Raw genomic sequence first — 26,761 nt, forward strand, 5'->3', positions numbered from 1 at the left:
TGAAAGCGGATGAGGGGCCCCAATCTATACGAGAACCGGCAACCGATGTCGATTTCGCTCGCACGTCGACGATGGGCAGATGATGAAACACGGGCCCGGTGCGCTTCCACGCACCGGGCCCGTCGTGCAGCACGAATGCTCGCGCCCGCTTACTTCCGGTCGAACGAATACCGCCCCGGCCCGCTCACCGCGAGCAACAGCAGCCCGCCGATGATGCTGATGTTCTTGTAGAAGTTGATCATCGCGAGGTACTGATCCATGCCCTGCAGCGCCCAGTAGCGATGCCCGATCAACGCGGTCGCGAGCGTATAGACCGCGAACACCAGCGCGAGCGGACGCGTATAGAAGCCGACCGCGATCAGCGCGCCGCCGACCAGCTCGACCGCCACCGCGATCACCGCCGACAGCTCCGGCGACGGCGCACCCGTCGACGCCATGTACGCGACCGTGCCCGAGAAGCCGTTCAGCTTCTGCCAGCCGAACAGCACGAACAGGATCATCATCAGCACGCGAGCCGCCAGCAGCAGCTCGTCCTTCTTCGACTCCAGCGAAACGTAACGCATAGCAATCACCTTGATTTGACGGTTTGACGCATTCGGTGCCGACGTCCGCCGCAACGGCGAACTCACGGATCGACAACGAACCCGCCTCGCACGATCGAACTGCGGGCCGGCCGGCCCGCTGCCGAAGAATCCGTCCGGTGGCGCCGTCGTGGCGCGTTGCGGAGCGGTTCTGGCGAAGCACGGGTGCAGTCTACTGTCTCACCGGAAATCATCAATCCGTCATAACAAGATTGGCTGTCTCGATTTGGTGGACAATTGTCACGTAACAAACGCGTCATAGGCGGCCGGCGGGGCATCGCACACGAAAGGGCTATCGCGGCTTTCCCTTCCATACAAAGGCAGCTGGCGATCGCCGGTGGGCCGGCCAGCGCAGCTTCGAGACCCACTCGGCCCGCGAATACGCCGACCCGCACGCGCCGGACATGCCGATGCCATCGGCCACGGCATGACCTCAGGTGACGATGGTCTGGCGGATCGAGACGCCCTGGGCCGCATTGGATACAGCCTCCCATTGCTCCCACTCGGCCAGTCGCGCCGCATAGGCCGCGCGCACGACGGGCATGCCCTCGGTACCCAGGAACAGACGCAACGGCGGCTTGTCCGTATCGACGACCTGCAGCACGGCCTGCACCGTGGCCTGCGGTTCGCCGAATTCCATGGCCGCCCCCCGCGTGAACGCTCGCTGACGCAGCGCCGCGTAGGCCTCCAGCCCCTCGGAGATCTTCAGGGACGCGGGACTCGCGAAGTCGGTCGCGTAGGCACCGGGCTCGATCAGCGTCACTTTGATGCCGAAATTGGCGACTTCCTGCGCCAGGCTGTCGTGCAGGGCTTCCAGCGCCCACTTGGAGGCGTGGTAGAAGCCGGAAATGGGACCGGCCACGATGCCCGCTACGCTGGAGACGCCCAGGATGTGCCCGCTGCCCTGGCTGCGCAGGACAGGCAGCGCCGCCTGGATGACGCGCAGCGCACCGAAGAAGTTCGTCTCGAACTCGGCTTTCACGTCGTCGACCTTGGCTTCTTCGATGGCGGCGACCAACGCGTAGCCGGCGTTGTTCAGCACCACGTCGAGCCGCCCGAAATGCTGGTGCGCCTGCGTGACTGCGGCCGCAACCTGCTGCGCATCGGTCACGTCCAGGGCCAAGGGAAGTACCCGGTCGCCATAGCGCTGCGCAAGCACGTCCAGTGAGCCGGCGTTGCGGGCCGTTGCAGCCACCCTGTCGCCGCGCGCCAGCGCGGCTTCTGCCCAGATGCGCCCGAATCCGCGTGCGGCGCCCGTGATGAACCAGACTTTCGATCTCATATCGAATACCTCCATGTTGAGAAAAAAGCCGTAAGGCCTGTCAGCGCATCTGACTGAGGATGATGCGGTCGAACATGCGGTCGCCTAGCCAGACGCGCATGCGGATCAGCATCTTGGCGAACTTGCCGGCCGCATAGCGCGTGCGCGGCTTGCGGCTGGAGACGGCCTTGGAGACCACGTCCGCGATCACGCGCGGATCGCTGCCGGTGCCGTGTCCGTATGTGTTCTTGATCGACTTGGCCACCAGCTGCACCAGGCGGCCATACGGGCCGCTGGCCGAACGCTTGACGATGCTGTCGGTGGCGGCATCACCGAAGCCTGTCTCGATCACGCCGGGCTCGACGATCACGACCTTGATGCCGAACTCGGCCACTTCCAGGCGCAGGCAGTCCGACCAGCCTTCCAGTGCGTGTTTGGTCGCGTGGTACCAGGCCCCCAGGATGCTGTACATCTTGCCGCCCATCGAGGTGATGTTGACGATGTATCCCGAGCGCCTGGCCCGCATGGCAGGCAGCAGGAGTTGCGTGAGCCGCGCGGCGCCGAACAGATTGACCTCGAACTGGTAGCGCGCCTCGTCGATGCCGATTTCCTCGACCGGCCCATACAGGCCGAAGCCCGCGTTGTTGACCAGCACGTCCACCCCGCCCGTCCGGGACAGGATGAACTTGACGCCGTCGACGATCTCGTCGTCCCTGGAGAGGTCCATGCGCAGGGGCTCGGCGCCGAGTCGCGCCAGGTCGTCCATCTTGTCGACACTGCGCGCAGCGACATAGACCAGATAGCCGTCCTTGATCAGACGCTGGGCAATGGCCTTGCCCATGCCTGACGATGCGCCGGTGACCAAGGCCGTTTTTCTCTTTCCTGTGGTGGACATGTCGCACCTCGTTTGTTGAGTTGCCGTTAGCTTTTCAGGAAAAGCAGGTCTCTTGCCTCGCGTCATGCGCCAAACGGCTTGCGATCCGCGCCGCCGCACCTGTCTCGATGTTCATCGGCCCGCCTGCTGCACACGGCTGCGCAGTGCCTTGAGCGTCCCGTAGGGCGTGTCCACCACTGTCCGGTTGGCCAGCCAGTCGGGAATGGCGCCGCCGGGGGATGCATGCATCTGATAGGTGACTTTCACCCCCTCCGCGTCGGGCACCAGCTTCCACAGACCTTTGGCCTGCGGAATCCGCGCCTTGCCCTCGCGCAACGGCAGGTAGTCGGGAACCGCCTCCACGCGCACGGTGACCGCGCCGTCGCCGGCCTTCGTGTAGGTGAAGTGGTAGATGCCGTCGCGGTTGGAGACCGGCCAGGGCGCCTTGTTGTCCAGGTAATGGAACTGCTCGGTGTCGGTGGCCTTGAGCAGTTCGGAAGCGGCCACGTCGGGCATCCACTGACGGTAGGCATCGGCGTCACGCAGCACCTTGACGACATCGTCGGGGGTAGCCCGGATCTGCACCTCGCCGCGGAATTCGCGCAGCGGCGATCCGTCGACGTTGCGCACGTAGACCTTGATGCCATCGGCCTGCCTGGCGAGCGACCAGCCGTCCTGTGCGAAGGTTGTCTGGCTGGCCAGCAGCCCGATCAGCAGGGCGGTGGCAAGAAGATTGCGTCGGGCGATCATCGCGAAACCTCATGGAGTGAAGATGCCTTCACGATAGAGGGCCGGGTTTCGCAGCGAACTCGCGACGCGCGCCAGAGGGACGGCGATCGGCGCCAGCCCGAACGTGGCTCAGGGCAATTTCGTTCGCGCCGGTGCAACCTGGGCTGCAAGGCCGTGGCGTTGCAAGACCGACCGGATGGCAGGCAACTGCGCGACGGCAGCGTCGTAGCCCAGGCGCCGTGCCGTTTCCCGGCCCTCGGCATCGTCCACGCCCGCGGGCGCGATCGGCGGCGCGATCAACACGTCGGCCGACGCGGCCTCCGGACCCGAGAGCAAGCAGCTTTGTGCCTGCGACACACGCAACCACATCGACACCGCAGAACTGGAAGGGTATTGCGGTCCGTGGCAATAGATGTCCACTGCGATCACGACGTCGGCGCCGAGCGCGCGCGCTGCCCGCACCGGCACCAGTGCGGCGACGCCGCCATCGACCAGCAGGTGGCCGTCGGCCTGCACCGGCAGGAACACGCCGGGAATCGCGGCCGACGCACGCAGCGCCTGGCCGGCATCACCTTGCGTGATCACGTAGGGCCGCGACTGGTCGAGGTCCGTGGCGACGGCGGCGAAACGCACCGGGAAGCGCTCGATGGCTTGCCCGCCAACCAGGCTGTCGGCCCAGCTCGCCAGCGCCTCGCCCTTGACGAAGCCGGGACCGCTAAGGGCAACATCGACCAGCGCGCGCATCCGCATGCTGTTGGCCTGCTGCCAGAGTTGGCCGGGCGACCGGCCCGACGCATAGGCCGCGCCGATGATGGCGCCGACGGAGGTGCCCACGACCAGATCCGGGCGGATGCCGGCGTCTCCCAGCGCCGGCAACACGCCGACGTGCCCAAAGCCGCGCAGACCACCGCCGCCCAGGACAAGGGCCAACCGGGGTCTGGCGGAAAGCGGTGCGACAGGCGGCACGGTCGCTGGCGCCTGCAAGACGCCGTCGACCAGCCAGAGGCCCTCGAAGCCGGGCCGCGCCAGCTTCGGCGCGCCTGCGCATGCGCTCAGCAGGCTGACCGCCAGCATCAAAGGCAGGCCTGCGCGCAGCCAACGCGTTCCCATCTCAATTCTGCGCGGCGCCCAGCCGGGCCAGCTCGGCAGAGGATAGAACCACCACGCCCCGGGACGTGGGGACGGTTCGTATCAGCGCCTGGGCAACGGCCTCGGCGTGCACGGGCTTGTAGGCGCCGGGCAGGATCGACGCGAGCAGTCTGGCGACGGGGATCGCGATGATCTCGCCGTACCGCGTGGCCTGGCCCAGGCCGTCCCGGTAGTCCAGCAGCAGCGAAGGTCGTGCGATGACCAGCGCCGTGAAGGGCATCGCCTTGAGCGCATCTTCCAGTTCGCCCTTGACGCGGGTGTAGAACATGGACGACCGGGCGTTCGCCGCCGCGGCGCTGACCAGCCCCACGCGCCGCGCGCCCGCCGCCAATGCGGCCTGGGCCACGGCGAGGTTGGCGTCGAAGTCCACCGCTCGGAAGGCCGTCTCGCTGCCCGCCACCTTGATCGTGGTGCCCATGGACAGGTACACCTCGTCGACCTGCGCAAGCGTGGGCAAGCGGCCGAAATCCACCTGGTGGACCTGGAGCCTGGGGTTGCGCACAGCCAGGGGTCGGCGGCTCAGGGCATGGACCTCCGAGACAGTCCGGTCGGCCAGCAGGGCCTTCAGCATCAGGCCGCCCACGAGTCCGCTGGCACCTGCCAGCAGCACTTTGCGTTGTTTCTCTTGCAGGGTCATGGGTGTCGTTCTCAGTTCAGGCGCATGGCATTGCGTGCGGTATCCGGCGTCTGCCCGGTCCATTCCAGGAAGGCGCGGTAAAAGGAGTTGGGATCTTCGAAACCAAGCAGGAAGGCGATTTCGCCAGCAGACATCGTCGTGCTCCCGAGGTAGTGGCGGGCAAGACTTTCCCGCGTGGTGTTCACCAGCGCGCGGAAATTCGCCCCTTCGTCTTCGAGGCGACGCTGTAGCGTGCGCTTGCTCAGCCCCAGGCGCTCGGCGGCTTTCTCGATCGTGGCCGTGTTGCTGGGCAGCAGTTCCAGCAGCACCGCACTCACACGCTCGGCCATGGTGGCTGTTGCGTCCAGTTCGCTGAGCCGACGGCGCAGTTCGGGCTCGAACACGCGCCACATGCCTTCGTTCTCGGTCAGGAAGGGGCGCAGGGCATCGGTGGCGCCAAAGGTAATGGCCGGACGCTCGCCGCGTTGAACAGGCACGCCGAAGAAGCGCTGGTAGCGCGGCGCACAGCTAGCGGGCGGAAGTTGTGGCAGGACCACCCGCAATGCCTGCATGGGCTCGCGCGTGGCCAGGCGAGCCAGCCGCAGGAAGAACGCGACCTCGGCCACCTGCAGCGAATAGGGCAGCTCGGTCTGCACCGACAACCAGCGCGGCGACACCGTCAGCGATCCAGCCCCATCCACGTCAACCTCGAGCCTCATGGGCGCCACAAGTTGCTTGTATTTGGCCAGGCGCTGCACCGCCTGCATCAGGTTGGCACTGCACAGCGCGGCGAACAGCGGCGGATCGAATACCTCGGCCGACACCATCTCGACCAGGCGCAACGGAAACATGGGGTCGTTCGCTTCCAGCTCCAGCGCGCGCCAGAAGCGGAAGTACTCGTCCGTGTCGAGCCCGCGATCTGCGCGGTGAAACAGGTCTTCAGGCAGACGCGCCCTGCGCAGCACGTGGTCGGGCTGCACGCCGAAGTCCTTCAGCAGCGTGCGCCATGCGATATCCAGAGAGAAAGTGAGGTTGCGTGCCATGGGTATGCACCAAAAGTCGATGATGGCCGGACGTGATCCGGTGTGCGGTAACAGCTTAGCTGTTGAACCACGATCGGATACATGCGATGCGCGCCAAATCGATCGCAGGATGTGCCAATCGATGGGGCGGCAGTTGCACAAGAGATAGCGAGCGGGCGCACGCAAAGCAGGGACACGGCCCCGGTATCTTCACGGCATATCCTCGAGACCTATCGGGAATGCCGGTCCGGCGACTTTCGCCGTTCGAACGGCGACCAGGCCGCGCGACGCCGTGTTTCGGTCGCGTTTCGGTCGCGTTTCGGCCTCCAGCGATCAACACGACTTGTGTTGAAAACATCGGGACGCCGTTCGTCAGCGAAGCCTGTTGACGAGGCGTGCGAAGAATCCGAACGATTCATTACGGTATGCTTACTGTCAACCGTAGCGTCGCGGCGACCGTTCATACTCGGCAAGGCCGGCTTTCTCCCGGCAGCCCGTTCATCGTGCGACGGTCCCTGTTCGAATCCATGCCGGTTCTTTTTCGGCAAGACCGCGCAACCATTATCGGAGCCATATGGTATTTCGTCCGTCCTTGCGAACAGCAGCCACGCTTCCCGTTCTTTGCGTGGTGATGCTCGGCGCGTGCGCCGCCGTGGCGCAGCACCCTGCCGACGCGACGGTTTCATCTCAGTCGCACACCGGCACGCAGCCGAAGACTGTGACCGGCGCCCGAATGGCCGGCGCGCCTTTTGTGCACCCCGGCCTGCTGCATACGGAGAGCGATTTCACGCGCATGCGCGAGAACGTCGCCGCGCGGCGACAGCCGTGGTTCGACGGCTGGCAACGCCTGGTTGCCAATCGGCATGCTTCGCTCGACTGGAAGCCGAATCCGCAGCCGGCCATCTATCGCGGCCGAAACCCCGACCACCCGGAAAATTACGCGACGCTCTTCAATGATGCCGCCGCGGCCTACGCGCTTGCACTTCGGTGGAAGATCACCGGCGACGACGCCTACGCACAACACGCGATAGGAGTCTTGAACGCATGGTCGCGCACGCTGACGACGATCGGCGGCAGTTCCGACAAGTTCCTGGCTTCCGGTATTTACGGCTACCAGTTGGCGAACGCGGGCGAAATCCTGCGCACGTCTCCCCTGTGGCGCGCCGACGATTTCCGGCGCTTCCAGTCGATGATGCTCGGCGTGTTCTATCCGATGAACCACGACTTCCTGGTTCGGCACAACGGCGCAAGGATCGACCACTACTGGGCCAACTGGGATCTCGCCAACATGGCATCCATGCTGTCGATCGGGATCCTGACCGATCGCCACGACATCTACGCCGAAGCGGTCGACTATTTCAGGCATGGCGCCGGCAACGGCTCAATCGAACACGTGGTGTGGAAGTTGTATCCGGACGGGCTGGCTCAGGTGCAGGAGAGCGGGCGCGACCAGGGGCATACCATGCTCGATATTGCGCTGCTCGGGGCGTTCTGCCAGATGGCCTGGAGCCAGGGAGACGATCTTTACGGATATGACGACAACCGGTTCCTGCGCGGAGCGGAATACGCCGCTCGATACAACCTCGGGAAGGACGTGCCTTACACTCAATACACGAACAGCGACGTCACGCAGCCCGTCATCTCGCCGAATTCGCGCGGTAACGAGCGCCCTGTATGGGCACTCGTCTATAACCACTACGTCGTGCTGAAAGGGCTCTCCGCGCCGGACGTCGAGGCTTTTGCCCGCAAGGTCGCGCCGGAAGGCGGCGGTAGCGACTATGGTCCCAACAGCGGCGGCTTCGATCAACTGGGATATGGCACGTTGACGTATACGCTTGAATGACGGCCAACTGTTGGCGATCAGCGAATCGTGAACCCACGGTTCGCCTTTGAATTTTCCCCACCCCGAGACAGCGAGGTAGATCTCTTCCGGTGCGGACATCTTGCCGGATGCCGCTCGCATCACGGCCGAGCTTGAAGACAGTCGCCAGGATGGCCGGCCGTCGATTGCGAAGAGCGTTGGCCCAAGACCAGGGCCTCGTCATGCCCGGCGCAGCGGCTCGCCGGATCACATCAAATCGATCGGCAGCGTCTTGTCGAGATTGTCGTGCCAGGCGCGAATGGTCTTCGGCACGGTCTTTTTCCACGCCGGCGCGTTCGAGTAGTAGCGCATGCGCACCTTGTCATGGGCATCGAACACGAGCAGCCCGATCCACAACTCTGTGCCCCGGCGCATCACGATCGCGGCGTTCGTCGTCGCGATGCCGCGCACCCAGTACGACTTCACGTCGGCGTTCATGCCATCGAGATCCTGCTCGTCCGCGCTGGTGTTGATCGTATCGACGAGCGTCTGATAGTCGGCGCCGAGCAGCGTGCGCGCGATCGCGTTCTGGTGCGCGTCGGTCAGCACCTTCAGCGTCACGAGGTCAGCCGCCTCGCTCGCCTGCGCCTTCGACGCCGTCACGTACTCGCCGGAATACACGACGCCCGCACCGGCGCCGCAATCGGCATCGCCGCCCTGCTGCGCGACCTGCACGCGGCCGCCCTTGCGGCTGAAATCGAGCCGGCATCGATCCTGGCGAAACGTGCCGCGGTCGCCGTGCAGGTCGATATCGCCGCCGAGTCCGCCGGTATTCGCGCCGTTGTTGCCGCTCAGTTCGAAGTGCAGACGCGGTGCCGTGCCGGTGAACGTCAGCACGCCGCCGAACGACGGGTTGTCGCTGTCGCGATACCACGTCTGTTGCCAGCGGTCGGCCGCAAGCGGTGCGCCGTTCAGGCTCGCGAGCCGCTCGTGATAGCGATCGCCGAGGCACGATGCATCGTTGCCGCAGCGATCGCGCTGCTTGAGCCATTTCAACTGCGTCACTTTCAGCGCGGCGGTATCGCCGCCTTTCGCGAGCGTCTTCAGCCACGCCGCCGCCAGCTGGCCGTCGAGCGACGACAGCCCGGCGTCCGCGCAGATCGTCTTCTCGGTCGGCGAAGCGGCTTTCGCGCAGTCGAAGCCGGCCGCATGCGCGGCCATCGGCGCGATCGTCAGTATTGCCAACATCATGGCGGCTTGCGAGCTCACGCTCCGCGCATGCCGGCCGCGAAGCGCGGCTTGCCCTCGCTCGCCGGCGCGAGCATTCGATCGGTTCTGGGTTGTCATGGCCTGGATCGTCGCTGGTTCGCGGGCCTGTAGAAACGCCATGCCCGCAACGTTCGAGGTAAAAATGCCCGGCGCGGCATGCGGCACTCGCCCCGCCCGCCGAAGCGTAACCGGAACCGGGCGCGCCTTCCACACCGATCATGCGCACGATGCCTCGGCCTTGCCTGTCCGCGCCGTGATGGCGACGCGTGAACGCCGGCAGCGCGAGCAGGCGTCAGCCGTCAGCCGTCGAATGGCACCAGTTCGTAACTCGTGCTCCGGCCGCCGGACGACGAGCGATGCAGCACACCGCGCGCGACGAGCTGCTCGATATCGCGCAGCGCCGTGTCTTGCGAGCACTTCGCGAGGGCGGCCCACTTGCTGGTCGTCAGCTTCCCTTCGAAACCATCGAGCAGGCGATTCATCACCTTGACCTGACGTGCGTTCATCGCGAGGCCCGCACATCGCTGCCAGAAGCGCGCCTTGATCAGGACCTCATCGAGCGTCGTGTGCGCGTGATCGACGGCCCGGCCCAGTGCGTCCAGAAACCACGCAAGCCATGCCGTGACGTCCAGCGAACCGCGCTGCGTGCGCTCCAGCACGTCGTAATACGCATTGCGCTCGCGCTGGATTTGCGCCGACAGGCTATAGAAGCGCTGCGGACTCCGATCAGCGCGCGCCAGAACCAGGTCCCCAAGCGCGCGCGCGATGCGGCCGTTGCCGTCGTCGAACGGGTGGAGCGTGACGAACCACAGGTGGGCCAGGCCGGCCCGGATCAGCAAGGGCTCGACCGGCGTCGTATTGAACCACCCCAGGAAGCGCTCGATCTCGTTCGGCAGGCGCGCGGCAGGCGGTGCTTCGAAATGCACGCGTTGCCGGCCGATCGGCCCGGACACCACCTGCATCGGCCCGCTCGCATCCGTACGCCACGCGCCGACGGTGATCCGCGACATCCCGGAATAGCCGGTCGGAAAAAGCGCCGCATGCCACCCGCGCAGCCGGGCTTCGGTCACCGCCTCCGCCGAACGGGCCGTCGCGTCCAGCACCATGTCGACCACGCCCTCGACATGGCGATCAACCGGCGCCAGCGCCCCAATATCGACGCCGAGCCGGCGCGCAATCGAGGATCGGACCGATGCGACGTTCAGGTTGTCGCCCTCGATGGCGCTGGTCTTGACGACATCCTCCGTCAATACGGCCAGGCTGGCCTCATCGCGCAGTGCGAGGCCGACATCCGCCAGTCGCCCGGCCAGCAAACCTTGCGCACGGCAGACGTCGGCCAGTGACGTCGCGAGTGCCGGGAGGTCGAAGCGCCAGGCGGGCCAGTCGGACGACTGCCAGATGAAGGTGTAATCTCCGCTCATGATGCGGAGATTATCCCACCGATTCACCGCATGACCCAACAATCTCCGCAAATTCTGCGGAGATTACGCTTCGATTCACCGCACGCCCGCTCCTCTACCGCCGGTCCGCGCCGCCGTTCGCCGCCGGCACCGCCTTCCCCAGCCGCTCGGCCAGAAACCCGATGAACGTCCGCAGCGTGACGAACCCTTCCCGGTGCTGCGGAAACACCGCGTTCAGCGTGATCGGCGGCGGCGCGTACGCGTCGAGCACCGGCACGAGCGCGCCGCTGTCGAGCGCCGCGCCGACGATGAAATGCGGCAGCAGCGCGATGCCGAGCCCCGCGATCGCCGCGTCGCGCACGACTTCGCCGTTGTTCGCGACGAGCGGCCCCTGCACGTCGAAGGTGCGCGCCGCGCCGTCGACCCGGAATTCCCAGCCGACGCGCCGCTCGCGCCCGTACATCAGGCACGTATGGCCGGCGAGGTCGGCCGGCGTCGCGGGCACGCCCTGCCGCTTCAGGTAAGCGGGGCTCGCGCACGCGATCATCTGCCACGCGCCGAGCGCTCGCGCGATCAGCGTCGAATCCTCGAGCGTGCCGATCCGCAGCACGAGGTCGAAGCCCTCGCCGATCAGGTCGACGCGCCGGTCGGTCAGGTCGACGTTCAGCCGCACGGCCGGATGCGCGGACAGGAATTCCGCGATCAGCGGCGACACGTGCGTGATCCCGAACGACAGCGGCGCGCTGATCTTCAGCGAGCCGTGCAGCTCGGTGCTGCGCACCGACATCGCCTGCTCGGCATCGGCGACCTCGGCGAGGATCCGCTGCGCGCGCGCATAGAACTCCTGCCCCGATTCCGTGACCGCGAGATTGCGCGTGTTGCGATGCAGCAGACGCACGCCGAGCGACGCCTCGAGCGCCATCGTGCGCCGGCTCACGAACTGCTTGGACAGCATCAGCTGGTCGGCCGCCGCCGTGAAGCTGCCCGCATCGACGGTCGCGACGAAGATCCTCAGGTCGTTGAGTTCCATATTGTCCACTCCATAGCGACAGTCATTATCTCCACGGCCATTTATTTGTCAAATAGATTGACCTAAGATTCATCTCAACGAACGGCCGGGCCCACTTTCGAGGTCCGGCGACATCCAGGAAAAAATCATGATCGAGACTCGTGCAGCAAACCAACGTGGCCGTGCCGAGCATGGCTGGCTCAGCTCCCGTCACACGTTTTCTTTCGCGAACTACTACGATCCGAAGCAAGTCGGCTTCTCCGACCTGCTGGTGATCAACGACGACCGCGTCGCGCCGGGCCGCGGCTTCGGCACGCACCCGCACCGCGACATGGAAATCCTGTCGTACGTGCTCGACGGTGCGCTGGAGCACAAGGATTCGATGGGCACCGGGTCGGTGATCGTGCCGGGCGACGTCCAGTTGATGAGCGCGGGTACCGGCGTGCGTCACAGCGAGTTCAACCACTCGCACGAGACGCCCGTCCACTTCCTGCAGATCTGGGTCGGACCGTCCGAGAAGGGTGCCGAGCCGCGCTATCAGCAGACGAACATCGCGGAAGCCGACAAGCGCGGCAAGCTCACGCCGATCGTGTCGCCCGACGGCAACGGCGGTTCGCTGAAGATCCGCCAGGACACGCGGATCTACGCAGGCCTGTTCGACGGCGACGAGCGCGCCACGCTTGAACTGGCACCGGGCCGCTTCGCCTACGTGCATGTCGCACGCGGCAGCGTGACGGTCAACGGCGTGACGCTCGGCGAAGGCGACGGCGCGCGCATCCGCGACGAACAGGCGCTGACGCTCGCCGACGGCAAGGATGCCGAAGTGCTGGTATTCGACCTGCGTCCGGTCGAAGTGACGGCCGAGTGGGCATGACACCCGCTTGGAACCTCGGGCCCCGCTGAAAGCGGGGCCTTCATAATCGGAGATTCGCAACATGGCCAAGGTACTCGTTCTTTACTACTCGTCCTACGGGCACGTCGAAACGATGGCGCAGCACGTCGCCGAAGGCGCGCAATCGGTGCCCGGCGTCGAGGTCACGCTCAAGCGCGTGCCGGAAACCATTCCCGCCGACCAGGCGAAGGCGATCGGCGTCAAGGTCGACCAGGCCGCGCCCGTCGCCACCGTGGACGAACTCGCAGGCTACGACGCGATCATCTTCGGCACGCCGACCCGCTTCGGCAACATGGCCGGCCAGATGCGCACGTTCCTCGACCAGACCGGCGGCCTGTGGATGAAGGGCTCGCTCGTCGGCAAGATCGGCAGCGTGTTCGCGTCGACCGGCACGCAGCACGGCGGCCAGGAAACCACCATCACGTCGTTCCACACGACGCTGCTGCACCACGTGATGGTGATCGTCGGCGTGCCCTATGCGTGCAGCGGGCTCGTCAACATGAACGAGATCACGGGCGGCACGCCGTACGGCGCGACCACGCTCGCGGGCGCGGACGGCAGCCGTCAGCCGAGCACGAACGAACTCGACATCGCGCGCTACCAGGGCAAGCACGTCGCGGAACTCGCCGCGAAGCTCGCGTCGTAACGCGAACGAATGCCGCGCGTGCCGGGAAGCCCCGGGGCCGCGGCGCGTGGCGCTTGCGCGGCACACACACGAGCGAACGGCGCCGGTCGAACCCGGCGCCGTTTCTCATTGAGCCAACGTCGGCCCTTGCCGGCCGTTTGCGGCCGTTTGCGGCCGTTACTGGCCCGATGCAGGCGCGGCCGGCGCCGGCGCCGCCTTCGTCGCGGGCGCCTTCTCCACAGCGTTCTGCGGATAGTTGCTCTGGTCGTTGGTGAGCCGGTAGCCGGTGCCCGTGCCGATCGCCTTCAGGTCCTTCGCGTGGCGCGCGCGCGCTGCCTTGCGGGCAGCTTTCTTTTGCGCCTTGTCGAGTTGCTTCTGCGTCGGTACAGATGCCGGATTCTCAATGGGCGCGGACGCCGGATCCTGCGCATATGCCGCCGGCGCGGCGGTCAACAGCAGACCGAACAACGCCGTTACTGCCACTGCCACCGAAACCACGCGAGACTTCGTCATGACCGGTTCTCCTTGTCGATTGTTGGATGTGGGTCGAACGCCGGCCCGCACGCGACGGACGTCGGCGTGCCGCCACGGCGCCGATGCAACGTTAGCCGATCGCTGCACAAATGTCCGTGCCGGTTCCTGAATTCTCCCGATAACGGCAACGATACATCCGCGGCAGGCGCCCGGCGGGCCGGCACGGGATGCGCGACCATCAGGGAAACCGATAGCATCGCGCGCCGCCGCTGCCCTGCGCCGCTCAGATCCAGCGCGACAGCACCGGCAGCAGGATCGGCACGACGAATGCGGTCAGCACGCCGTTCAGCCCCATCCCGAGGCCCGCGAACGCGCCGGCCTCCTCGCTGACCTGGAACGCGCGGGCGGTGCCGATCCCGTGCGACGCGACGCCGAGCGCGAAGCCGCGCACGGCCGGCTCCTCGATGCGCAGCGCGTTCAGGATCGCGCGGGCGCACACGGCGCCGAAGATGCCGGTCGAGATCACCAGCACGGCGGTCAGCGACGGAATCCCGCCGATTTCCTGCGCGACGGCCATCGCGATCGGCGTGGTCGCGGATTTCGGCGCGAGCGACGCGATCGTCTGGTGCGACGCGCCGAACAGCGCGGCGATGCCGACCGCCGACACGATCGCGGTCAGCGAGCCCGCCAGCAGCCCGACGAGCAGCGGCACCGCGGCGCGCCGCAGCTTCGACCACTGGCGGTACAGCGGCAGCGCCAGCGCGACGGTCGCCGGGCCGAGCAGGAAGTGGACGAACTGCGCGCCCTCGAAATACGTCGGATACGGCGTGTGCGTGATCGTCAGCAGCACGACGATCAGCGCGACCGCGATCAGCACCGGGTTCGCGAGCGGGTTGAAGCGCGCCCGCGCATAGACGGCCTGCGCAATCAGGTAGGCAATCAGCGTGATCGTCAGGCCGAGCAGCGGGGTCGCGGCGAGGTAGACCCAGATCGCGCCGAGTTTCGGGAAGGCCGTCATTGCGTGCCCTCCGCCGCGCCGTCCGCGCGCCGCTGGCGCCGCAGCAACGCGCGCGTGACGAGTGCCGTCACGGCGATCGCGAGCGACGTGCTCACCGCCAGCGCGACGACGACCGCCAGCGCATCGCCGCGCACGCGGTCGGCCGACACCATGATGCCGACGCCGGCCGGCACGAACAGCAGCGACAGATGGCGCAGCAGCTCGAGCGCGGTCGGCTCGATCGCGTCGGCCACCTGCGGGCGCAGCATCACGAAACCGAACAGCAGCAGCATGCCGATCACGGGCCCCGGCACCGGCAGGCCGAACAGATAGGACACCCCTTCCCCGAGACACTGGAAGGTCAGCAAGACCGCGAACGCCTGCAGCATGAACCGCTTCTCCCGAACGTGGCCGCGTGACCGTGCAGCCGATGGGCCGGCGGCATGCGACGCCGGCGTGGACGATACGCGGGATCGTACCAACAATGGGCGCGGCGGGCACCGCGGGTCATCACGCGATCGGGATTGGAATCGGGCCGCTTCGATCGGGCCGCCAGTGTCGCGTTTCGACGCCCCTGTCGCCCCGATCCCCATGCGAAAGCGGCGGACCCGAGCCCGCCGCTTCGCCGTTCGCATTCGAACCCGTTCGAATGCCGCCCGCAGCCCTACTTCAGGCGCGTCGCGATTTCGTTGGCCATCGCCTTCATCGCCGCCTTGGTCGGCGCATCCTCGGCCAGCGCGTTCAGCAAACCGAAGTCGTGAATCGTGCCGTCATAGCGCGTGGTCGTCGCATCGACGCCGGCTGCGTCGAGCTTGCGGCCGTATGCTTCGCCTTCGTCGCGCAGCACGTCGAACTGCGCGACCTGGATCAGCGCGGGCGGCAATCCCTTCAACTGCGTGGTGCTCGCACGCAGCGGCGACGCGTAGATCTCGTTGCGCTGCGCTTCGTTCTTCGTATAAGCGTCCCAGAACCACTTCATCATCGGCCGGGTCAGGAAGTGCCCCTGCTGATACGCGTTGTACGAACCGGTATTGAAGTCGTGGTCCGTCACGGGCCACAACAGGCCCTGGAAGCGGATCGCCGGGCCGCCCTTGTCCTTCGCCATCAGCGCCACGACAGCTGCCATGTTCCCGCCGACGCTGTTGCCGACCACCGCGAGGCGGCTGCCGTCGACCCCGATTTCCGCGCCGTGCGCGGCGACCCACTTCGTCGCCGCATACGCCTGGTTGATCGCGACCGGGTAATGCGCTTCCGGCGACGGCGTGTAGTTCACGAACACCGCGACGGCGCCCGATTGCACCACCAGATCGCGCACCAGGCGCTCATGCGTCGGGAAGTCGCCGAGAATCCAGCCGCCCCCATGGAAAAACATGAACACCGGCGGCGTGCCCGCCACCCCCTGCGGGCGCACGATCGTGATCGGCACCGACAGGCCGTCCTGCTCGATCGTGCGGTTCGATACGTCGATGCCGGACAGGTCGACCTTAGCGCCGCGCTGGGCATCGACCAGCACCTGACGCGCCTTCGCGGGGCTCAGCGTTTCGAGGCCCGGCCCCTTCTGGCCGTTCAGCACGGCGAGCAACCCGCTGGTCGCCGTATCGGGACGGACGCCGTCGCTGCCGGCGGCAAAGGCGGCGGGCGCGGTGAACAACGCGGCCGCAACGGCAGCGGCGATCAGCAGCGGCTTGACGATCTTCATGATGAGACTCCTTGGCTCAACCGGTGAATGCAATGAATGACGACGGATTACTTCGTAGTGCGTGCGATCAGACGAGCGTCAGCGTGACGTCGATGTTGCCGCGCGTCGCGTTCGAGTACGGGCAGACGATGTGCGCGCGATCGACCAGCGTTTGCGCGGTTTCACGGTCGAGGCCCGGCAGCGAGATCTTCAGTTCGACTTCGATGCCGAAGCCGTTCGGGATCGCGCCGATGCCGACGCTGCCTTCGATCGCGGCGTCCGCGGGGATCGCGATCTTGTCGCGGGCCGCGACGAACTTCATCGCACCGATGAAGCACGCGCTGTAGCCGGCCGCGAAAAGTTGTTCGGGGTTCGCGCCGGCGCCGCCCGCACCGCCGAGTTCGCGCGGCGTGGTCAGCTTCAGGTCGAGACCGCTTTCGGGCACCGTGGCACGGCCGTCACGGCCGCCGGTGGCTTTTGCATGAGCGCGGTACAGCACTTTTTCGATCGACATGACAGACTCCTTTTCAATGATGAGTAAGTGAAACAGCCTTCCAACCCGGGATCGCGTGCCGACGGCCTGGCCGACGGCATCACGTTTGTTTATCTACTCATAGGTAGACACATATCCCCAAAAAATGCGGATGATCGAATCCATCCGCCCAATGATCTATCTACTACAAGATAGATAGCAAGCCCCAACAAAAGGCGGCGAACCGCCTGACTGCCTGCCCCGTCCGTCAGGACCGGGTTTTCCAGACGGCCTCGACATCCTCGAGACGCGCCCGCGTATGAAACAGCCGGCTGGCCAGCACGCTGCCCTGGAACGCCGCGTACAACGTGCGCGCCGCCGTTTCCGGCTTGCCGCTGAACTGCAGCGTGCGCTCCTTCGCGCCCTGCGCCAGCAACTCGGCGAGCCAGTTTTCGTTGGCCTTGAAGAAGGCCTGAACCGCCTGCCGCACGCGCTCCGGCAACGATTCGATGTCCGCCGCGAGCATGCCGCACAGACAGATCTGATTGCCGTCGCCGAGCGTTCTGCCGAACAGCTTCGTGTAGAGGCTGAGCTTGACGTCGGCCGGCAACGCCGGATCGATCGCGCGCATCGCCGCAAGCACTTCGTCGCTGTACGCCGCCACCGCTTCCAGCACGAGATCGTCTTTCGACGGGAAGTAGTAGTGGATGCTCGACGTCTTCACGCCTACCAGATCGGACAGGTCGCGATAGCTGAAGCCGTTGTAGCCGCGCAGCATCATCAGCGTGATCGCGTGGTCGAGAATCTGTTCGCGGACGGTCGTCTTCGTTTCCATGGATCGAACTTTATCTATTCGTAGATAGATAGTCAAGACTTTTTTGTGGGGCGCGATGATAGGCCCGGCGGGTCCCGGGTGTCGGCACGCGTGTCGCCATGCCGCCGCGACTGCTTACAACCGCCCTGCAGCGCGAGTGAATCGATGCGACAACTTGGGACGAGCAATCCGGGCAGAGGCGGAGCGCGGCCTGCTCGCGACGATTCAGACAACCGTCAGTGATGCCGCGCTGATGCGCGCCGGTCGAGTATTCGAAGCCGGACGGCAAGCTGACGTTCGACCGGCTGTCGTCGGTGTTCGTCTCGAACGCGAACCACGAGGAAATCGCGATCAACGCGCGCAACAGCGTGCGGGTCACGCCGGAGCGCGGCGGCGGGCTGCGGCGGGCGGAACTACCCGGACAGGCGACGACGAGTGGGCAACGAACGTTTCGAATGACCCGTCCATGCTCGGGTCGCGGCGCACCACTCACCAGACACCACCCGCTCGTTCCATTTTCTTCGTCAACCTAACGAAGTGCGCCCCGCCTCGCCTGCGCGATTTCCGCACATGCGCGCCCGATCGCGTGCCGGCATCTCCCCTCCGTCGCCGTGCGACGCCGGCTCTCTCTCGGAAGGAGTACCTCTTCATGAGGGTTGTTTGCGCGTTATTGGCCAACGATCGTTGATCGCATCGTACCCAACCCGACTTGACTTGACGGAGATCCCAATGAGTTCCCTCCCTGACAGCGCACCGGCGGATTTCCCCGCCGCGCATGGCGAGACGGCCGGACTTCAGCGCAAGATAAGCTGGACCGGCGCCTTCTGGGTCGCGAGCGGCGTGCCCGCGCTCGTGCTCTTCTCGATCGGCTCCATCGCGGCCACCGTCGGCAAGCCGTCGTGGATCGTATGGATGATCTCGATCCTGTTCGGCTTCGTCCAGGCGTTTTCTTACGCGGAGATTGCAGGACTCTTTCCGCACAAGTCGGGCGGCGCATCGGTGTACGGTGCGATCGCGTGGGTGCGCTACAGCAAGCTGCTCGCGCCGCTGTCCGTGTGGTGCAACTGGTTCGCGTGGTCGCCGGTGCTGGCGATCGGTTCGGGCATGGGCGCGGGCTATGTGCTGAACATGCTGTTCCCGGCCACGGCCGCGATCAACACCTGGCAAATCACGCTGCTCGATCTCGGCTGGCTCGCGAGCGGCCTGTCGCTGCGCATCAACGCGACCTTCGTGATCGGCGCGATCATCCTGCTCACGACCTTCGCGGTCCAGCATCGCGGCATCCTGCAGGCCGCAAAACTCCAGATGATTCTCGCGATCGCCGCGCTGCTGCCGCTGCTGCTCGTCGGCGTCTATCCGATCCTGAGCGGCGACCTGCCCAAGTCGCACCTGCTGCCGCTCTACCCGCTCGCGAAGGATGCGGCCGGCCGCGTCATCGACGGCACATGGAATCTGGCGAGCCTGCAACTGATGGCGGGCGGCCTGTTCATCGCCGCGTGGTCGACCTACGGCTTCGAGACCGCGGTCTGCTACACGCGCGAATTTCGCGATCCGCGCCGCGACACGGTCAAGGCCATCGTCTATTCCGGCCTGCTGTGCATCGTGTTCTTCACGATGGTCCCGCTCGCGTTCCAGGGCGCGCTGGGCCTCGGCCAGCTCGTCACGCCCGAAGTGAAGGATGCGGCCGGCAACGTCACGCAGGCGGCCGTCTACGACGGCGTGCTGTCGCCGGGCATCTTCAGCGGCATGGGCGTCGCCGAAGCCATGGCGCAGATCGTCCACGTCGGCAACCGGGGCGAGTACATCCTGAAACCGATGCTGGTATTCGCGCTGGTGCTCGCGATCATGACGTCGATGGCCGGATCGTCGCGCACGCTGTACCAGGCATCCGTCGACGGCTGGCTGCCGAAGTACCTGTCGCACGTGAACGAGAACGGCGCGCCGACCCGCGCGATGTGGACCGATCTCGGCTTCAACCTGTTTCTGCTGCTGATGTCCGACTACACCGTCGTGCTCGCGATGTCGAACGTCGGGTACATCATCTTCAACTTCCTCAACCTGAACGCGGCCTGGATCCACCGCCTCGACCGCGCGAACTGGCCGCGCCCGTTCAGGGCGCCGCGCTGGCTGCTCGCGCTCGGCACGCTGCTGTCGTTCGTCAACCTCGCGCTGATGGGGTTCGGCGCCGACGTGTGGGGCAAAGGCACGCTGGTCTCGGGCCTCATGTTCGCCGCGCTGATCCTGCCGGTGTTCGTCTGGCGGCATTACGTGACCGACAAGGGCCGCTTCCCGGACCAGATGCGGGAGGACATGGCATTATCCGGCAGCATGCAGCCGCGCAAGGCCGGCTATCTGCCGTACCTGACGCTGCTGCTCGGCGTAGCGGTCGTCGCTGCGACGCACTGGTTCGCGCCATAAGCGCGCCGTCGCGGTTACGTGCGAATCGAAACGACGCCCGGTTCACGACCGGGCGCCGCGCTTTCGCGCCGGCAATCCGGCGCGGGCGCGGCCTGCCGCGCGAATGCGTCGGCCGCTCAGGCGCCCGACCGATCGCCAGGCCGCACTTCGAAGATCGCGCCCTCGACGCCCAGTACCTCGCCGCTTGCCGAATAAATCCCGACGCCGTTCTCCCACACCGGCTTGATGCGTCCGTCGGCGCACCTGATCCGATACCGCAGATCGAAGACGCCGCGCACCGCCAGCGCCTGCTGAACGCCCGTCCACACGTAATCGGCATCCTCGGGCACGATCAGTTGTCCGAATGCATGCGCATGCCCGTCGAGAAACCACTGCCGCGGATAGCCGGTCAAGCCCTCGCATCCGGCGCTCACGTACTCCATCGTCCACAGCCGGTTGTTGCGGCCGCGGTAGACGAGGCCCGGAATGCTGTCGAGCAGCCCCGCGACGCTTCTCAGGTGCGCCTGCGTCGAGGTCTCGCGACGGCGGTCGAGCGTCACGTCGGACAGCGCAACGGACGATCCGCCGGCATTTCTCTTCAACGACACCTCGAACCAGCGCAGTTCGCCGTCCGGACGCACGCAGCGCAGACGCTCGCGGACACCGCCGCGCGAGATCGCCCGCGCACGCTGCAGCATGCCGCTCCAGATGTGCCGGTCCTCCGGATGCACGTAATCGACGAAGCGCCGGCCGGCCGCGGGCCGTTCCATCGCGTCGGTCCACGCGACGTTGAAGCCGGCGATCCGTCCCGCGCCGTCCAGCTTCAGCAGCGCGAGCGGGCAATCGTCCACGTCGAACGCGCCGCTCGATGGCTGCGTCGGCTGAACAGGCTGAGTCACGAGCGCGCCGTCCTTCATCACGCCACCCGTTCCCGCGTCGATGCGCCGATCGCGCGCCGGTGCACCGATGCCGCCAGCTCGAGCCGCGTTCGCGCGTCCAGTTTCCGCAGCAGGTTCTTCACGTAGACCTTCACCGTGCCCTCGCTGATCCCGAGCACGCGCGCGATCTGCTTGTTGCTCATGCCGTCGGCGATCAGCGTCAGCGTCTGGGTTTCGCGCGCGGTCAGGTCGGCCGGCCGCGCGTCGGCATGCGCGCCGGCGACGCCGTCTTCGTCGGCGAGTTCGTCGTCGAGCACCACGAGCCCCCGCATGCAACTACGCACGTAGGCGAGCAGCGCTTGCGGCTCCGACTCCTTCAGCACGTAGCCGTCGGCGCCGAGCCGCACCGCCGCGCGCAGCTCGTCGCGCTCCATCGACGCCGTCAGCAGCACCTTCACGCAATCGACTTCCTTGCGCCTGAGCCCGTCGAGCACCTGCAGCCCGCCGAGCCCCGGCATGTGCAGATCGATCAGCACCAGCTCCGGGCGCAGCATGCCCGCGAGCGAAATCCCCTGCGCGCCGTTCGACGATTCGCCGACCACGCGAAATTCTCCGGTCGCACCAAAAAATTCGGCCACGCCGCGGCGAAACAGCGGGTGGTCGTCGATCAACAGCAGCGTCGTCGGTTCCATCAGGATGTCTCTCCGAATGTCGCGCCGTCCGGCACGACAAGTATCACGCGCGTCCCGCGGCAGGCGCCGCCGTCGATCGCGATGCGTCCGCCGATCGCCGCCGCGCGTTCGCGCAAGATGTCGAGGCCGTAGTGGTTCAGGTCGGCCGATCCCTCGCTGAGCCCGATTCCGTCGTCGACGACGGCTACCTGCAAACCGTCACCGTCGGTGCGCAGCGTGATCCACGCATGCCCGGCCTGCGCATGACGCACGACGTTCGACAGCGCTTCACGGACGATCTGCAGGATATGCAGCGCGATGCGCGGATCGATCCGCAGGTCGGGCACGCGATTGTCGAGCTCGAACACCACATCGCAGCGGCGCGAGAACTCCGCGACCGACTCGGCCAGCGCCTGCTGCAGCGAGCGCCCGTCGAGCGTCAGCCGCGCGCTGGTGATGAGCTCGCGCACCTGGCGCTGCAGGCGTGTCGTCATCGTGCGCAGTTCGGCCAACAGCGGGTTGCCGGTCGTGTCCTGTTGCTGCAGGCGAGCGACCAGGAACGACATGAAGCCCAGTTGCTGCGCGACCGAGTCGTGCAACTCGCGTGTCAGCGCCTCCGACGGGTTCGTCGCGTCGCGCCCGTGCGCGTCGGCGGGCGCGCGACGCATCAGCGCCGCGCGGATCGTGCCCGCGACGATGTCGAGGTCCGTCAGCAGCGTCGGCGCTGCCGGCAGCGCGAGGTCCAGCACCAGCATCGCGTCGCCGAGCGCGCGCACCGCGCGCCCGTGACCCTGCCCGACGCAGTCCGGACACAGTTCGCATGCGCCGTCGCTTGCCGCGTGCCGCAGCTTGCAGCGATGCCCCTGCGTGCATCGCACCAGCGTGTCCGGCGCGGATTCGTAGCCCGCGCCGCCATCGAGCGCGAGCACGATCCGCGCGTCCGGCAATTCGCGCGCGAGCCCCGTGAAGAACGCATGAAACGCCGCGTGGCGCGGCGCGCCATTGACGTATCCGGCCAGAAACGCGAGCAGCGCGTCACGCAAGCGCGTCGGCAACGACGCGCCGCCGGCGGGCGGCATGCATCGGTCGGTCAGGCTGTCGTCAGGAGTCACGGTCGTTCGGCACGGACAAACCAGGATCGAACCACGACGCAAGTTCCATGCCTTTCGGCGCCGTTCCGGCGCGCTACCTCTTAGGGCATACCTCCTCTTCAGGATTGAACGGCAATTACTGGCAAGAAACTATGTTGAACAACAGGAACGCAAACGTGACGTCACGACCGTCGCCGAGCGTACGCCCATTCATGATGCAAACGCCCCATTTTGGGAGCCGATCGATGCACTCAATTGAACCGTTCGCAGCCGGCAGCCGCAGCCGGCAACCGCAACCGGCGCACACGCCGTTCGTGCCGCCGAGTTTGCCGCACTATGCGCCGTTGCAGCCCTGCGCCGAGGCCCGCTCGCATCTCGTGGTCGCGCAAGGCGACGCGCTCCACGCGCTGCCGACGTTCGTCAACACGCTCGCCGGGCTGCCGGGCAGCGCGCTGCTCGTCACGCTCGGCAAGCTGCAGGCAACCGGCCTGCCGACCGTGTTTCACGCGTCGCTCGACACGCTCGAAGACGACGTGCGGCGCAGGCTGGATGAAAGCACGGTCGGCGTGCGTCTTTATGTGTGCGGCGACGAGACGTTCGTCTGGCACATTCGGCGTATCGCGCAGGCGGCCGGCCTGCTGCCGGAGGAGGTGGCCGCGGCCGTGTCCGGCACGCGGCGCACCGTGTACTGCGTGCATTGCGGGACCGCGCATGCGCACGACGGGCGCGAGGGGCACGACGGGCATGACGAGCCCGATGAGGTCACCTGCCCGTCATGCGACGTCCGCCTGAGTGTCCGCCAGCATTTCTCCGCGCGGCTCGGCGCCTATCTCGGCGTCTGCGCGGATGCCGACCGGCCCTGCGCGGGAGACCGCGCATGAGCCTGCTCGACGTTCGCGTGGCCGAAGCCCGCATGCTCACGCCCGTCGTGCGCGAACTGGCGCTGACGGCGCTCGACGGCCCCCTTCCGGCCTTCTCGTCCGGCAGCCACGTGCAAGTCGTGCTGAACGACGGCGGCCGCACCTATCGCAACGCCTATTCGCTGGCGGGCGATCCGGCCGAACGGAACCTCTACCGGATCGCCGTGCGCCGTCACGCGTCGTCACGCGGCGGTTCCGCGTTCGTGCACGACCGTCTGGAACCCGGCGCGCGCCTGCGCATCACCGCACCGGCGAACCTGTTCGCGTTGAACGCCACCGCGCGCCATCACGTTCTCGTCGCGGGCGGCATCGGCATCACGCCGTTCATCGCGCATCTCGCGGAACTCGAGCGCCGGCAAGCGAGCCACGAGTTGCACTATGCGTACCGCGCGGGCCTGACGGATGCCTATCGCGCATCGCTCGATGCGCGGCTCGGCGCGCGTTTTCACGGCTATGACGGCGTGCACGCACGCTTCGACGCGATCGCGATGCTGCAAAAGCAGCCGCTCGGCACGCACGTCTACGTGTGCGGCCCCGCAAACCTGCTGGACGCGGTGCGCGCCGCGGCCGCCGCGCTCGGCTGGCCGGCCGGCCGCGTGCACTGGGAAGCATTCGTGGCGCCGGCGCCGGGCCAGCCGTTCGCGGTCGACCTGCGCCGCAGCGGCCGCCGCATCGCGGTCGGCGCCGAGCAAAGCCTGCTCGAGGCGCTCGAATCGGCCGGCATCGACGTGCCGAATCTGTGCCGCGGCGGCGCATGCGGCCAGTGCGCGACGCGCTATCTCGACGGTGCAGTCGAGCATCGCGATGCGTTCCTGGACGCCGACGCGCGCGCCACCCATCTGATGCCCTGCGTATCGCGCGCGTGCGGCGCCGCATTGACCCTCGACCTGTGAGATCCGAGCCATGAGCGTATTCATCAAGCCCGCGCAAACCTATCGCGACGACTTCTCGTTCCGCAACAGCCCGGCGGCGATCGCGCGCTTCCCGTTTCCGTTCCCCGAGGACCGGTACATGTATTCGGTCAACCTCGAGCCCGCGACGCCGCGCGATCCCGGCTCGGTCTACGCGCACCACTTCGACATCGACGAGCACTACCGTTCCGAGATCGCCGAACGCGCACGCGTGCTCGACGCCGACCCGCGCCGCGCGATCGTGATGCCGCACATGGAGACCGCGTGCTGGGACACGCTGGAGATGATCATGACGCATCTCGCGCACGACTATCCGGCGTGGTTCGCGCTCGAGCGCGACGGCGATCGCTGGCACTGGCGGAACCACGCGCTCGACCTCGACCAGGCCTTCGTGTTCGGCGACGCGCGCACGCTGCCGTACGGCCCGCTCGAATACGTCATGCGGCAGACGCAAGGCGACATCGCGCTGCTCGACCAGCGCGACGGCGACCTGTACATGGACGCCGGCGTCGTCACCGGCCCGGCCGACTGGTCGCTCGCGTTCGATGCGGGAATGAGCTTCAAACAATGGCACGCACCGGTGCCGCTCGCGCACCAGGCGGGCGTATTCGACCGCGCGCTGAAATACCTGCTCGGCGTGCAGGCAGACCACCCCGTGCGCCGCCTGAACTGGACGCTGACCATTCATCCGCGCCTCGACACGTCGCCCGAGACCTATCACCAGTGGGGCGCGGACCGCGGGCGCGTGACGCCCGACAACGTCGGCGAGGCCGTGCACCTGCGCGTCGAGCTGCAATTGATGGCGCGGTTGCCGCGCAGCAATGCGCTGATGTTCGGCATCCGCACCTACCTGTGCAGCATGGCCGACCTCGTCGGCAACCCGGTGTGGGCGCGCCGGCTGCACCGCGTGCTGCGCGACCTGCCCGACCCGATCGCCGAATACAAGGGCATGACCCGCTACCGGCACACGCTCGTCGAGTGGCTCAGCCGGTTCGACGTCGACGCCTGACCCGGCGTTTTCCGTAATCGACCTTCACTTTCGTTTGGAGCATTCAAGATGGCGAACTCCTGGCGCATCTCCGCCCTCGCGGACCGGCATCGCGCACTCGGCTCGAATCTCGAGGACTGGAACGGCATGGGCACCGCATGGACCTATGCGACCGATCTCGCCGATCACCACGAGGCCATTCGCACCCGCGCCGGCCTGATGGACGTATCGGGGCTGAAGAAGGTGCACTACGTCGGTCCGCACGCCGAAAGCCTGCTGAACTGGGCGACGACGCGCGACATCGGCAAGCTGTATCCCGGCAAGTCGGTGTACGCGACGCTGCTCGACGAGAGCGGCAAGTTCATCGACGACTGCATCGTCTACCGCACCGGCCCCAACGCGTTCATGGTCGTCCACGGCGCGGGCGCGGGGTACGAGCGCCTCGTGCGCTCCGCGTACGGCCGGCAGGTCGCCGTGCTGTTCGACGACGACCTGTACGACCTGTCGCTGCAGGGGCCGGTCGCGGTCGACTTCCTTGCCGAATACGTGCCGGACATCCGCAACCTGCCGTACTTCCACCATGTGCAGACGCGCCTGTTCGGCCGGCCGGCGATGATCTCGCGCACCGGCTACACCGGCGAGCGCGGCTACGAGATCTTCTGCAAGGCCGCCGACGCGCCGTTCATCTGGGACACGATCCTCGACAAGGGCCGGGCGATGGGCATCGTCCCCTGCGCATTCACCGCGCTCGACTGGCTGCGCGTCGAGAGCTACCTGCTGTTCTATCCGTACGACAACTCCGAGATGTACCCGTTTGCCGACGAGCGCGCCGGCGACACGCTGTGGGAACTCGGCCTCGATTTCACGGTGTCGCCCGGCAAGACCGAATTCTGCGGCGCGGCCGAGCACTTCCGGCTCGCCGGCAAGGAGCGGTTCCGGATCTTCGGCGTCGAGCTCGAGGCCGCGAAGGCCGCGCAGGCCGGCGACACGCTGTGGCACGACGGCAAGGCGGCCGGCGTGATCACGTGCGCGATGTATTCGCGGCTGACGGGGCGCTCGCTCGCGCTCGCCCGCCTCGACGTCCGGCATGCCCGTGCGGGCGTGCCGCTCGTGGTGAAGGGCAGCGTCGAGACGCGCGCGACCACCGCGCTGTTGCCGTTCGACGATCCCGACAAGAAAAAGCGCACCGCCGTCGGCTGACGCGTTGACGACCATGCATGACCGTACATGACCGGCGACGGC

The 26,761-nt window shown here is 66.8% G+C and carries 28 protein-coding genes; 8 read left to right on the top strand and 20 right to left on the bottom strand.

The window, feature by feature from the left end; all coding sequences use genetic code 11:
* Positions 1 to 149 precede the first annotated feature (149 nt).
* From U4Y91_RS18780 to U4Y91_RS18810, 7 genes are all read right to left on the bottom strand, one after another.
* A complete protein-coding gene (locus U4Y91_RS18780) occupies positions 150 to 563 on the bottom strand; it encodes a DoxX family protein (RefSeq protein WP_059449243.1) in 414 nt (137 codons plus the stop codon).
* A gap of 451 nt (positions 564 to 1,014) precedes the next feature.
* Positions 1,015 to 1,863, bottom strand: a complete 849-nt coding sequence (locus tag U4Y91_RS18785) for an SDR family NAD(P)-dependent oxidoreductase (protein WP_321806302.1) — start codon at positions 1,861 to 1,863, stop codon at positions 1,015 to 1,017.
* 40 nt (positions 1,864 to 1,903) lie between these two features.
* Positions 1,904 to 2,737 carry an oxidoreductase gene (locus U4Y91_RS18790; RefSeq protein ID WP_321806303.1) on the bottom strand — a complete coding sequence of 278 codons (834 nt, stop codon included), beginning with the start codon at positions 2,735 to 2,737 and terminating at the stop codon, positions 1,904 to 1,906.
* A 111-nt stretch (positions 2,738 to 2,848) separates the two neighbouring features.
* A complete protein-coding gene (locus tag U4Y91_RS18795) occupies positions 2,849 to 3,466 on the bottom strand; it encodes an START domain-containing protein (protein WP_321806304.1) in 618 nt (205 codons plus the stop codon).
* Between the two features lie 108 nt (positions 3,467 to 3,574).
* Positions 3,575 to 4,555: a patatin-like phospholipase family protein gene (locus tag U4Y91_RS18800; RefSeq protein WP_321806305.1), complete on the bottom strand. Its 981-nt coding sequence runs from the start codon at positions 4,553 to 4,555 to the stop codon at positions 3,575 to 3,577.
* 1 nt (position 4,556) lies between these two features.
* Complete coding sequence (locus U4Y91_RS18805) at positions 4,557 to 5,231, bottom strand: NAD(P)H-binding protein (RefSeq protein ID WP_321806306.1); 675 nt, start codon at positions 5,229 to 5,231, stop codon at positions 4,557 to 4,559.
* A gap of 11 nt (positions 5,232 to 5,242) precedes the next feature.
* Positions 5,243 to 6,253, bottom strand: a complete 1,011-nt coding sequence (locus U4Y91_RS18810; protein WP_321806307.1) for an AraC family transcriptional regulator — start codon at positions 6,251 to 6,253, stop codon at positions 5,243 to 5,245.
* Positions 6,254 to 6,806: 553 nt separating this feature from the next.
* Here U4Y91_RS18810 and U4Y91_RS18815 point away from each other — a divergent pair.
* Positions 6,807 to 8,075, top strand: a complete 1,269-nt coding sequence (locus U4Y91_RS18815) for an alginate lyase family protein (RefSeq protein ID WP_321806308.1) — start codon at positions 6,807 to 6,809, stop codon at positions 8,073 to 8,075.
* Positions 8,076 to 8,300: 225 nt separating this feature from the next.
* Here U4Y91_RS18815 and U4Y91_RS18820 read toward each other — a convergent pair whose 3' ends face one another.
* The 3 genes from U4Y91_RS18820 to U4Y91_RS18830 form a co-directional block, all read right to left on the bottom strand.
* On the bottom strand, positions 8,301 to 9,284 hold the full coding sequence (locus tag U4Y91_RS18820) for a lysozyme inhibitor LprI family protein (RefSeq protein ID WP_321806309.1): 984 nt from the start codon (positions 9,282 to 9,284) through the stop codon (positions 8,301 to 8,303).
* A gap of 317 nt (positions 9,285 to 9,601) precedes the next feature.
* Entirely contained in the window at positions 9,602 to 10,723 is a 1,122-nt protein-coding gene (locus U4Y91_RS18825; RefSeq protein ID WP_321806396.1) for a Fic family protein, read from the bottom strand.
* 94 nt (positions 10,724 to 10,817) lie between these two features.
* Positions 10,818 to 11,732, bottom strand: coding sequence for a LysR family transcriptional regulator (locus U4Y91_RS18830; RefSeq protein ID WP_321806310.1), 915 nt, complete (start codon positions 11,730 to 11,732; stop codon positions 10,818 to 10,820).
* Between the two features lie 127 nt (positions 11,733 to 11,859).
* Between U4Y91_RS18830 and U4Y91_RS18835 the strand changes: the two genes are divergently transcribed.
* Both U4Y91_RS18835 and wrbA read left to right on the top strand, forming a co-directional pair.
* Entirely contained in the window at positions 11,860 to 12,585 is a 726-nt protein-coding gene (locus U4Y91_RS18835; protein WP_321806311.1) for a pirin family protein, read from the top strand.
* A gap of 61 nt (positions 12,586 to 12,646) precedes the next feature.
* Positions 12,647 to 13,249: an NAD(P)H:quinone oxidoreductase gene (gene wrbA, locus U4Y91_RS18840; protein ID WP_321806312.1), complete on the top strand. Its 603-nt coding sequence runs from the start codon at positions 12,647 to 12,649 to the stop codon at positions 13,247 to 13,249.
* Positions 13,250 to 13,405: 156 nt separating this feature from the next.
* On the opposite strand, the gene U4Y91_RS18845 is transcribed toward wrbA, so the two are convergent.
* From U4Y91_RS18845 to U4Y91_RS18875, 7 genes are all read right to left on the bottom strand, one after another.
* On the bottom strand, positions 13,406 to 13,741 hold the full coding sequence (locus U4Y91_RS18845; protein WP_321806313.1) for a hypothetical protein: 336 nt from the start codon (positions 13,739 to 13,741) through the stop codon (positions 13,406 to 13,408).
* A gap of 244 nt (positions 13,742 to 13,985) precedes the next feature.
* Entirely contained in the window at positions 13,986 to 14,720 is a 735-nt protein-coding gene (locus tag U4Y91_RS18850) for an LrgB family protein (RefSeq protein ID WP_059526012.1), read from the bottom strand.
* Entirely contained in the window at positions 14,717 to 15,088 is a 372-nt protein-coding gene (locus tag U4Y91_RS18855) for a CidA/LrgA family protein (protein ID WP_321806314.1), read from the bottom strand. Before U4Y91_RS18855 ends, U4Y91_RS18850 begins: the two co-directional genes overlap by 4 nt.
* A 275-nt stretch (positions 15,089 to 15,363) precedes the next feature.
* Positions 15,364 to 16,398 carry an alpha/beta hydrolase gene (locus U4Y91_RS18860; RefSeq protein WP_321806315.1) on the bottom strand — a complete coding sequence of 345 codons (1,035 nt, stop codon included), beginning with the start codon at positions 16,396 to 16,398 and terminating at the stop codon, positions 15,364 to 15,366.
* 67 nt (positions 16,399 to 16,465) lie between these two features.
* Complete coding sequence (locus U4Y91_RS18865; protein ID WP_321806316.1) at positions 16,466 to 16,891, bottom strand: organic hydroperoxide resistance protein; 426 nt, start codon at positions 16,889 to 16,891, stop codon at positions 16,466 to 16,468.
* Positions 16,892 to 17,117: 226 nt separating this feature from the next.
* The gene (locus tag U4Y91_RS18870; protein WP_321806317.1) at positions 17,118 to 17,684 is read right to left on the bottom strand and encodes a TetR/AcrR family transcriptional regulator; all 567 of its coding nucleotides are present in this window, start codon (positions 17,682 to 17,684) and stop codon (positions 17,118 to 17,120) included.
* A 10-nt stretch (positions 17,685 to 17,694) separates the two neighbouring features.
* Complete coding sequence (locus U4Y91_RS18875; RefSeq protein ID WP_321806318.1) at positions 17,695 to 18,042, bottom strand: hypothetical protein; 348 nt, start codon at positions 18,040 to 18,042, stop codon at positions 17,695 to 17,697.
* 350 nt (positions 18,043 to 18,392) lie between these two features.
* Between U4Y91_RS18875 and U4Y91_RS18880 the strand changes: the two genes are divergently transcribed.
* Positions 18,393 to 20,081, top strand: coding sequence for an APC family permease (locus tag U4Y91_RS18880; RefSeq protein ID WP_321806319.1), 1,689 nt, complete (start codon positions 18,393 to 18,395; stop codon positions 20,079 to 20,081).
* 116 nt (positions 20,082 to 20,197) lie between these two features.
* Here U4Y91_RS18880 and U4Y91_RS18885 read toward each other — a convergent pair whose 3' ends face one another.
* From U4Y91_RS18885 to U4Y91_RS18895, 3 genes are read right to left on the bottom strand one after another with little or no spacing between them, the layout of a single operon-like run.
* Entirely contained in the window at positions 20,198 to 20,959 is a 762-nt protein-coding gene (locus U4Y91_RS18885; RefSeq protein ID WP_321806320.1) for a PAS domain-containing protein, read from the bottom strand.
* A gap of 17 nt (positions 20,960 to 20,976) precedes the next feature.
* On the bottom strand, positions 20,977 to 21,630 hold the full coding sequence (locus U4Y91_RS18890) for a response regulator (protein ID WP_321806321.1): 654 nt from the start codon (positions 21,628 to 21,630) through the stop codon (positions 20,977 to 20,979).
* Positions 21,630 to 22,721: a sensor histidine kinase gene (locus tag U4Y91_RS18895; RefSeq protein WP_321806322.1), complete on the bottom strand. Its 1,092-nt coding sequence runs from the start codon at positions 22,719 to 22,721 to the stop codon at positions 21,630 to 21,632. The genes U4Y91_RS18890 and U4Y91_RS18895 overlap by 1 nt, the downstream gene beginning before the upstream one ends.
* A 224-nt stretch (positions 22,722 to 22,945) precedes the next feature.
* Between U4Y91_RS18895 and U4Y91_RS18900 the strand changes: the two genes are divergently transcribed.
* From U4Y91_RS18900 to U4Y91_RS18915, 4 genes are read left to right on the top strand one after another with little or no spacing between them, the layout of a single operon-like run.
* Entirely contained in the window at positions 22,946 to 23,581 is a 636-nt protein-coding gene (locus U4Y91_RS18900) for a dimethylamine monooxygenase subunit DmmA family protein (protein ID WP_321806323.1), read from the top strand.
* Positions 23,578 to 24,513 (top strand): PDR/VanB family oxidoreductase, encoded by a 936-nt coding sequence (locus U4Y91_RS18905; RefSeq protein WP_321806324.1) that lies wholly within the window; start codon positions 23,578 to 23,580, stop codon positions 24,511 to 24,513. Before U4Y91_RS18900 ends, U4Y91_RS18905 begins: the two co-directional genes overlap by 4 nt.
* A gap of 10 nt (positions 24,514 to 24,523) precedes the next feature.
* Positions 24,524 to 25,540, top strand: coding sequence for a DUF3445 domain-containing protein (locus tag U4Y91_RS18910; protein WP_321806325.1), 1,017 nt, complete (start codon positions 24,524 to 24,526; stop codon positions 25,538 to 25,540).
* A gap of 48 nt (positions 25,541 to 25,588) precedes the next feature.
* Positions 25,589 to 26,719, top strand: coding sequence for an aminomethyltransferase family protein (locus U4Y91_RS18915; RefSeq protein WP_321806326.1), 1,131 nt, complete (start codon positions 25,589 to 25,591; stop codon positions 26,717 to 26,719).
* Positions 26,720 to 26,761: the final 42 nt, after the last annotated feature.

Origin of the sequence: Burkholderia sp. BCC1993, assembly GCF_905339865.1 — a bacterium.
Classification (GTDB): Bacteria; Pseudomonadota; Gammaproteobacteria; order Burkholderiales; family Burkholderiaceae; genus Burkholderia.

Bases quoted from the DNA above. Each gene is read 5' to 3' on its own strand.
- U4Y91_RS18780 (WP_059449243.1), bottom strand. From the start codon at position 563: ATGCGTTACGTTTCGCTGGAGTCGAAGAAGGACGAGCTGCTGCTGGCG.
- U4Y91_RS18785 (WP_321806302.1), bottom strand. From the start codon at position 1,863: ATGAGATCGAAAGTCTGGTTCATCACGGGCGCCGCACGCGGATTCGGG.
- U4Y91_RS18790 (WP_321806303.1), bottom strand. From the start codon at position 2,737: ATGTCCACCACAGGAAAGAGAAAAACGGCCTTGGTCACCGGCGCATCG.
- U4Y91_RS18795 (WP_321806304.1), bottom strand. From the start codon at position 3,466: ATGATCGCCCGACGCAATCTTCTTGCCACCGCCCTGCTGATCGGGCTG.
- U4Y91_RS18800 (WP_321806305.1), bottom strand. From the start codon at position 4,555: ATGGGAACGCGTTGGCTGCGCGCAGGCCTGCCTTTGATGCTGGCGGTC.
- U4Y91_RS18805 (WP_321806306.1), bottom strand. From the start codon at position 5,231: ATGACCCTGCAAGAGAAACAACGCAAAGTGCTGCTGGCAGGTGCCAGC.
- U4Y91_RS18810 (WP_321806307.1), bottom strand. From the start codon at position 6,253: ATGGCACGCAACCTCACTTTCTCTCTGGATATCGCATGGCGCACGCTG.
- U4Y91_RS18815 (WP_321806308.1), top strand. From the start codon at position 6,807: ATGGTATTTCGTCCGTCCTTGCGAACAGCAGCCACGCTTCCCGTTCTT.
- U4Y91_RS18820 (WP_321806309.1), bottom strand. From the start codon at position 9,284: ATGATGTTGGCAATACTGACGATCGCGCCGATGGCCGCGCATGCGGCC.
- U4Y91_RS18825 (WP_321806396.1), bottom strand. From the start codon at position 10,723: ATGAGCGGAGATTACACCTTCATCTGGCAGTCGTCCGACTGGCCCGCC.
- U4Y91_RS18830 (WP_321806310.1), bottom strand. From the start codon at position 11,732: ATGGAACTCAACGACCTGAGGATCTTCGTCGCGACCGTCGATGCGGGC.
- U4Y91_RS18835 (WP_321806311.1), top strand. From the start codon at position 11,860: ATGATCGAGACTCGTGCAGCAAACCAACGTGGCCGTGCCGAGCATGGC.
- wrbA (WP_321806312.1), top strand. From the start codon at position 12,647: ATGGCCAAGGTACTCGTTCTTTACTACTCGTCCTACGGGCACGTCGAA.
- U4Y91_RS18845 (WP_321806313.1), bottom strand. From the start codon at position 13,741: ATGACGAAGTCTCGCGTGGTTTCGGTGGCAGTGGCAGTAACGGCGTTG.
- U4Y91_RS18850 (WP_059526012.1), bottom strand. From the start codon at position 14,720: ATGACGGCCTTCCCGAAACTCGGCGCGATCTGGGTCTACCTCGCCGCG.
- U4Y91_RS18855 (WP_321806314.1), bottom strand. From the start codon at position 15,088: ATGCTGCAGGCGTTCGCGGTCTTGCTGACCTTCCAGTGTCTCGGGGAA.
- U4Y91_RS18860 (WP_321806315.1), bottom strand. From the start codon at position 16,398: ATGAAGATCGTCAAGCCGCTGCTGATCGCCGCTGCCGTTGCGGCCGCG.
- U4Y91_RS18865 (WP_321806316.1), bottom strand. From the start codon at position 16,891: ATGTCGATCGAAAAAGTGCTGTACCGCGCTCATGCAAAAGCCACCGGC.
- U4Y91_RS18870 (WP_321806317.1), bottom strand. From the start codon at position 17,684: ATGGAAACGAAGACGACCGTCCGCGAACAGATTCTCGACCACGCGATC.
- U4Y91_RS18880 (WP_321806319.1), top strand. From the start codon at position 18,393: ATGAGTTCCCTCCCTGACAGCGCACCGGCGGATTTCCCCGCCGCGCAT.
- U4Y91_RS18890 (WP_321806321.1), bottom strand. From the start codon at position 21,630: ATGGAACCGACGACGCTGCTGTTGATCGACGACCACCCGCTGTTTCGC.
- U4Y91_RS18900 (WP_321806323.1), top strand. From the start codon at position 22,946: ATGCACTCAATTGAACCGTTCGCAGCCGGCAGCCGCAGCCGGCAACCG.
- U4Y91_RS18905 (WP_321806324.1), top strand. From the start codon at position 23,578: ATGAGCCTGCTCGACGTTCGCGTGGCCGAAGCCCGCATGCTCACGCCC.
- U4Y91_RS18910 (WP_321806325.1), top strand. From the start codon at position 24,524: ATGAGCGTATTCATCAAGCCCGCGCAAACCTATCGCGACGACTTCTCG.
- U4Y91_RS18915 (WP_321806326.1), top strand. From the start codon at position 25,589: ATGGCGAACTCCTGGCGCATCTCCGCCCTCGCGGACCGGCATCGCGCA.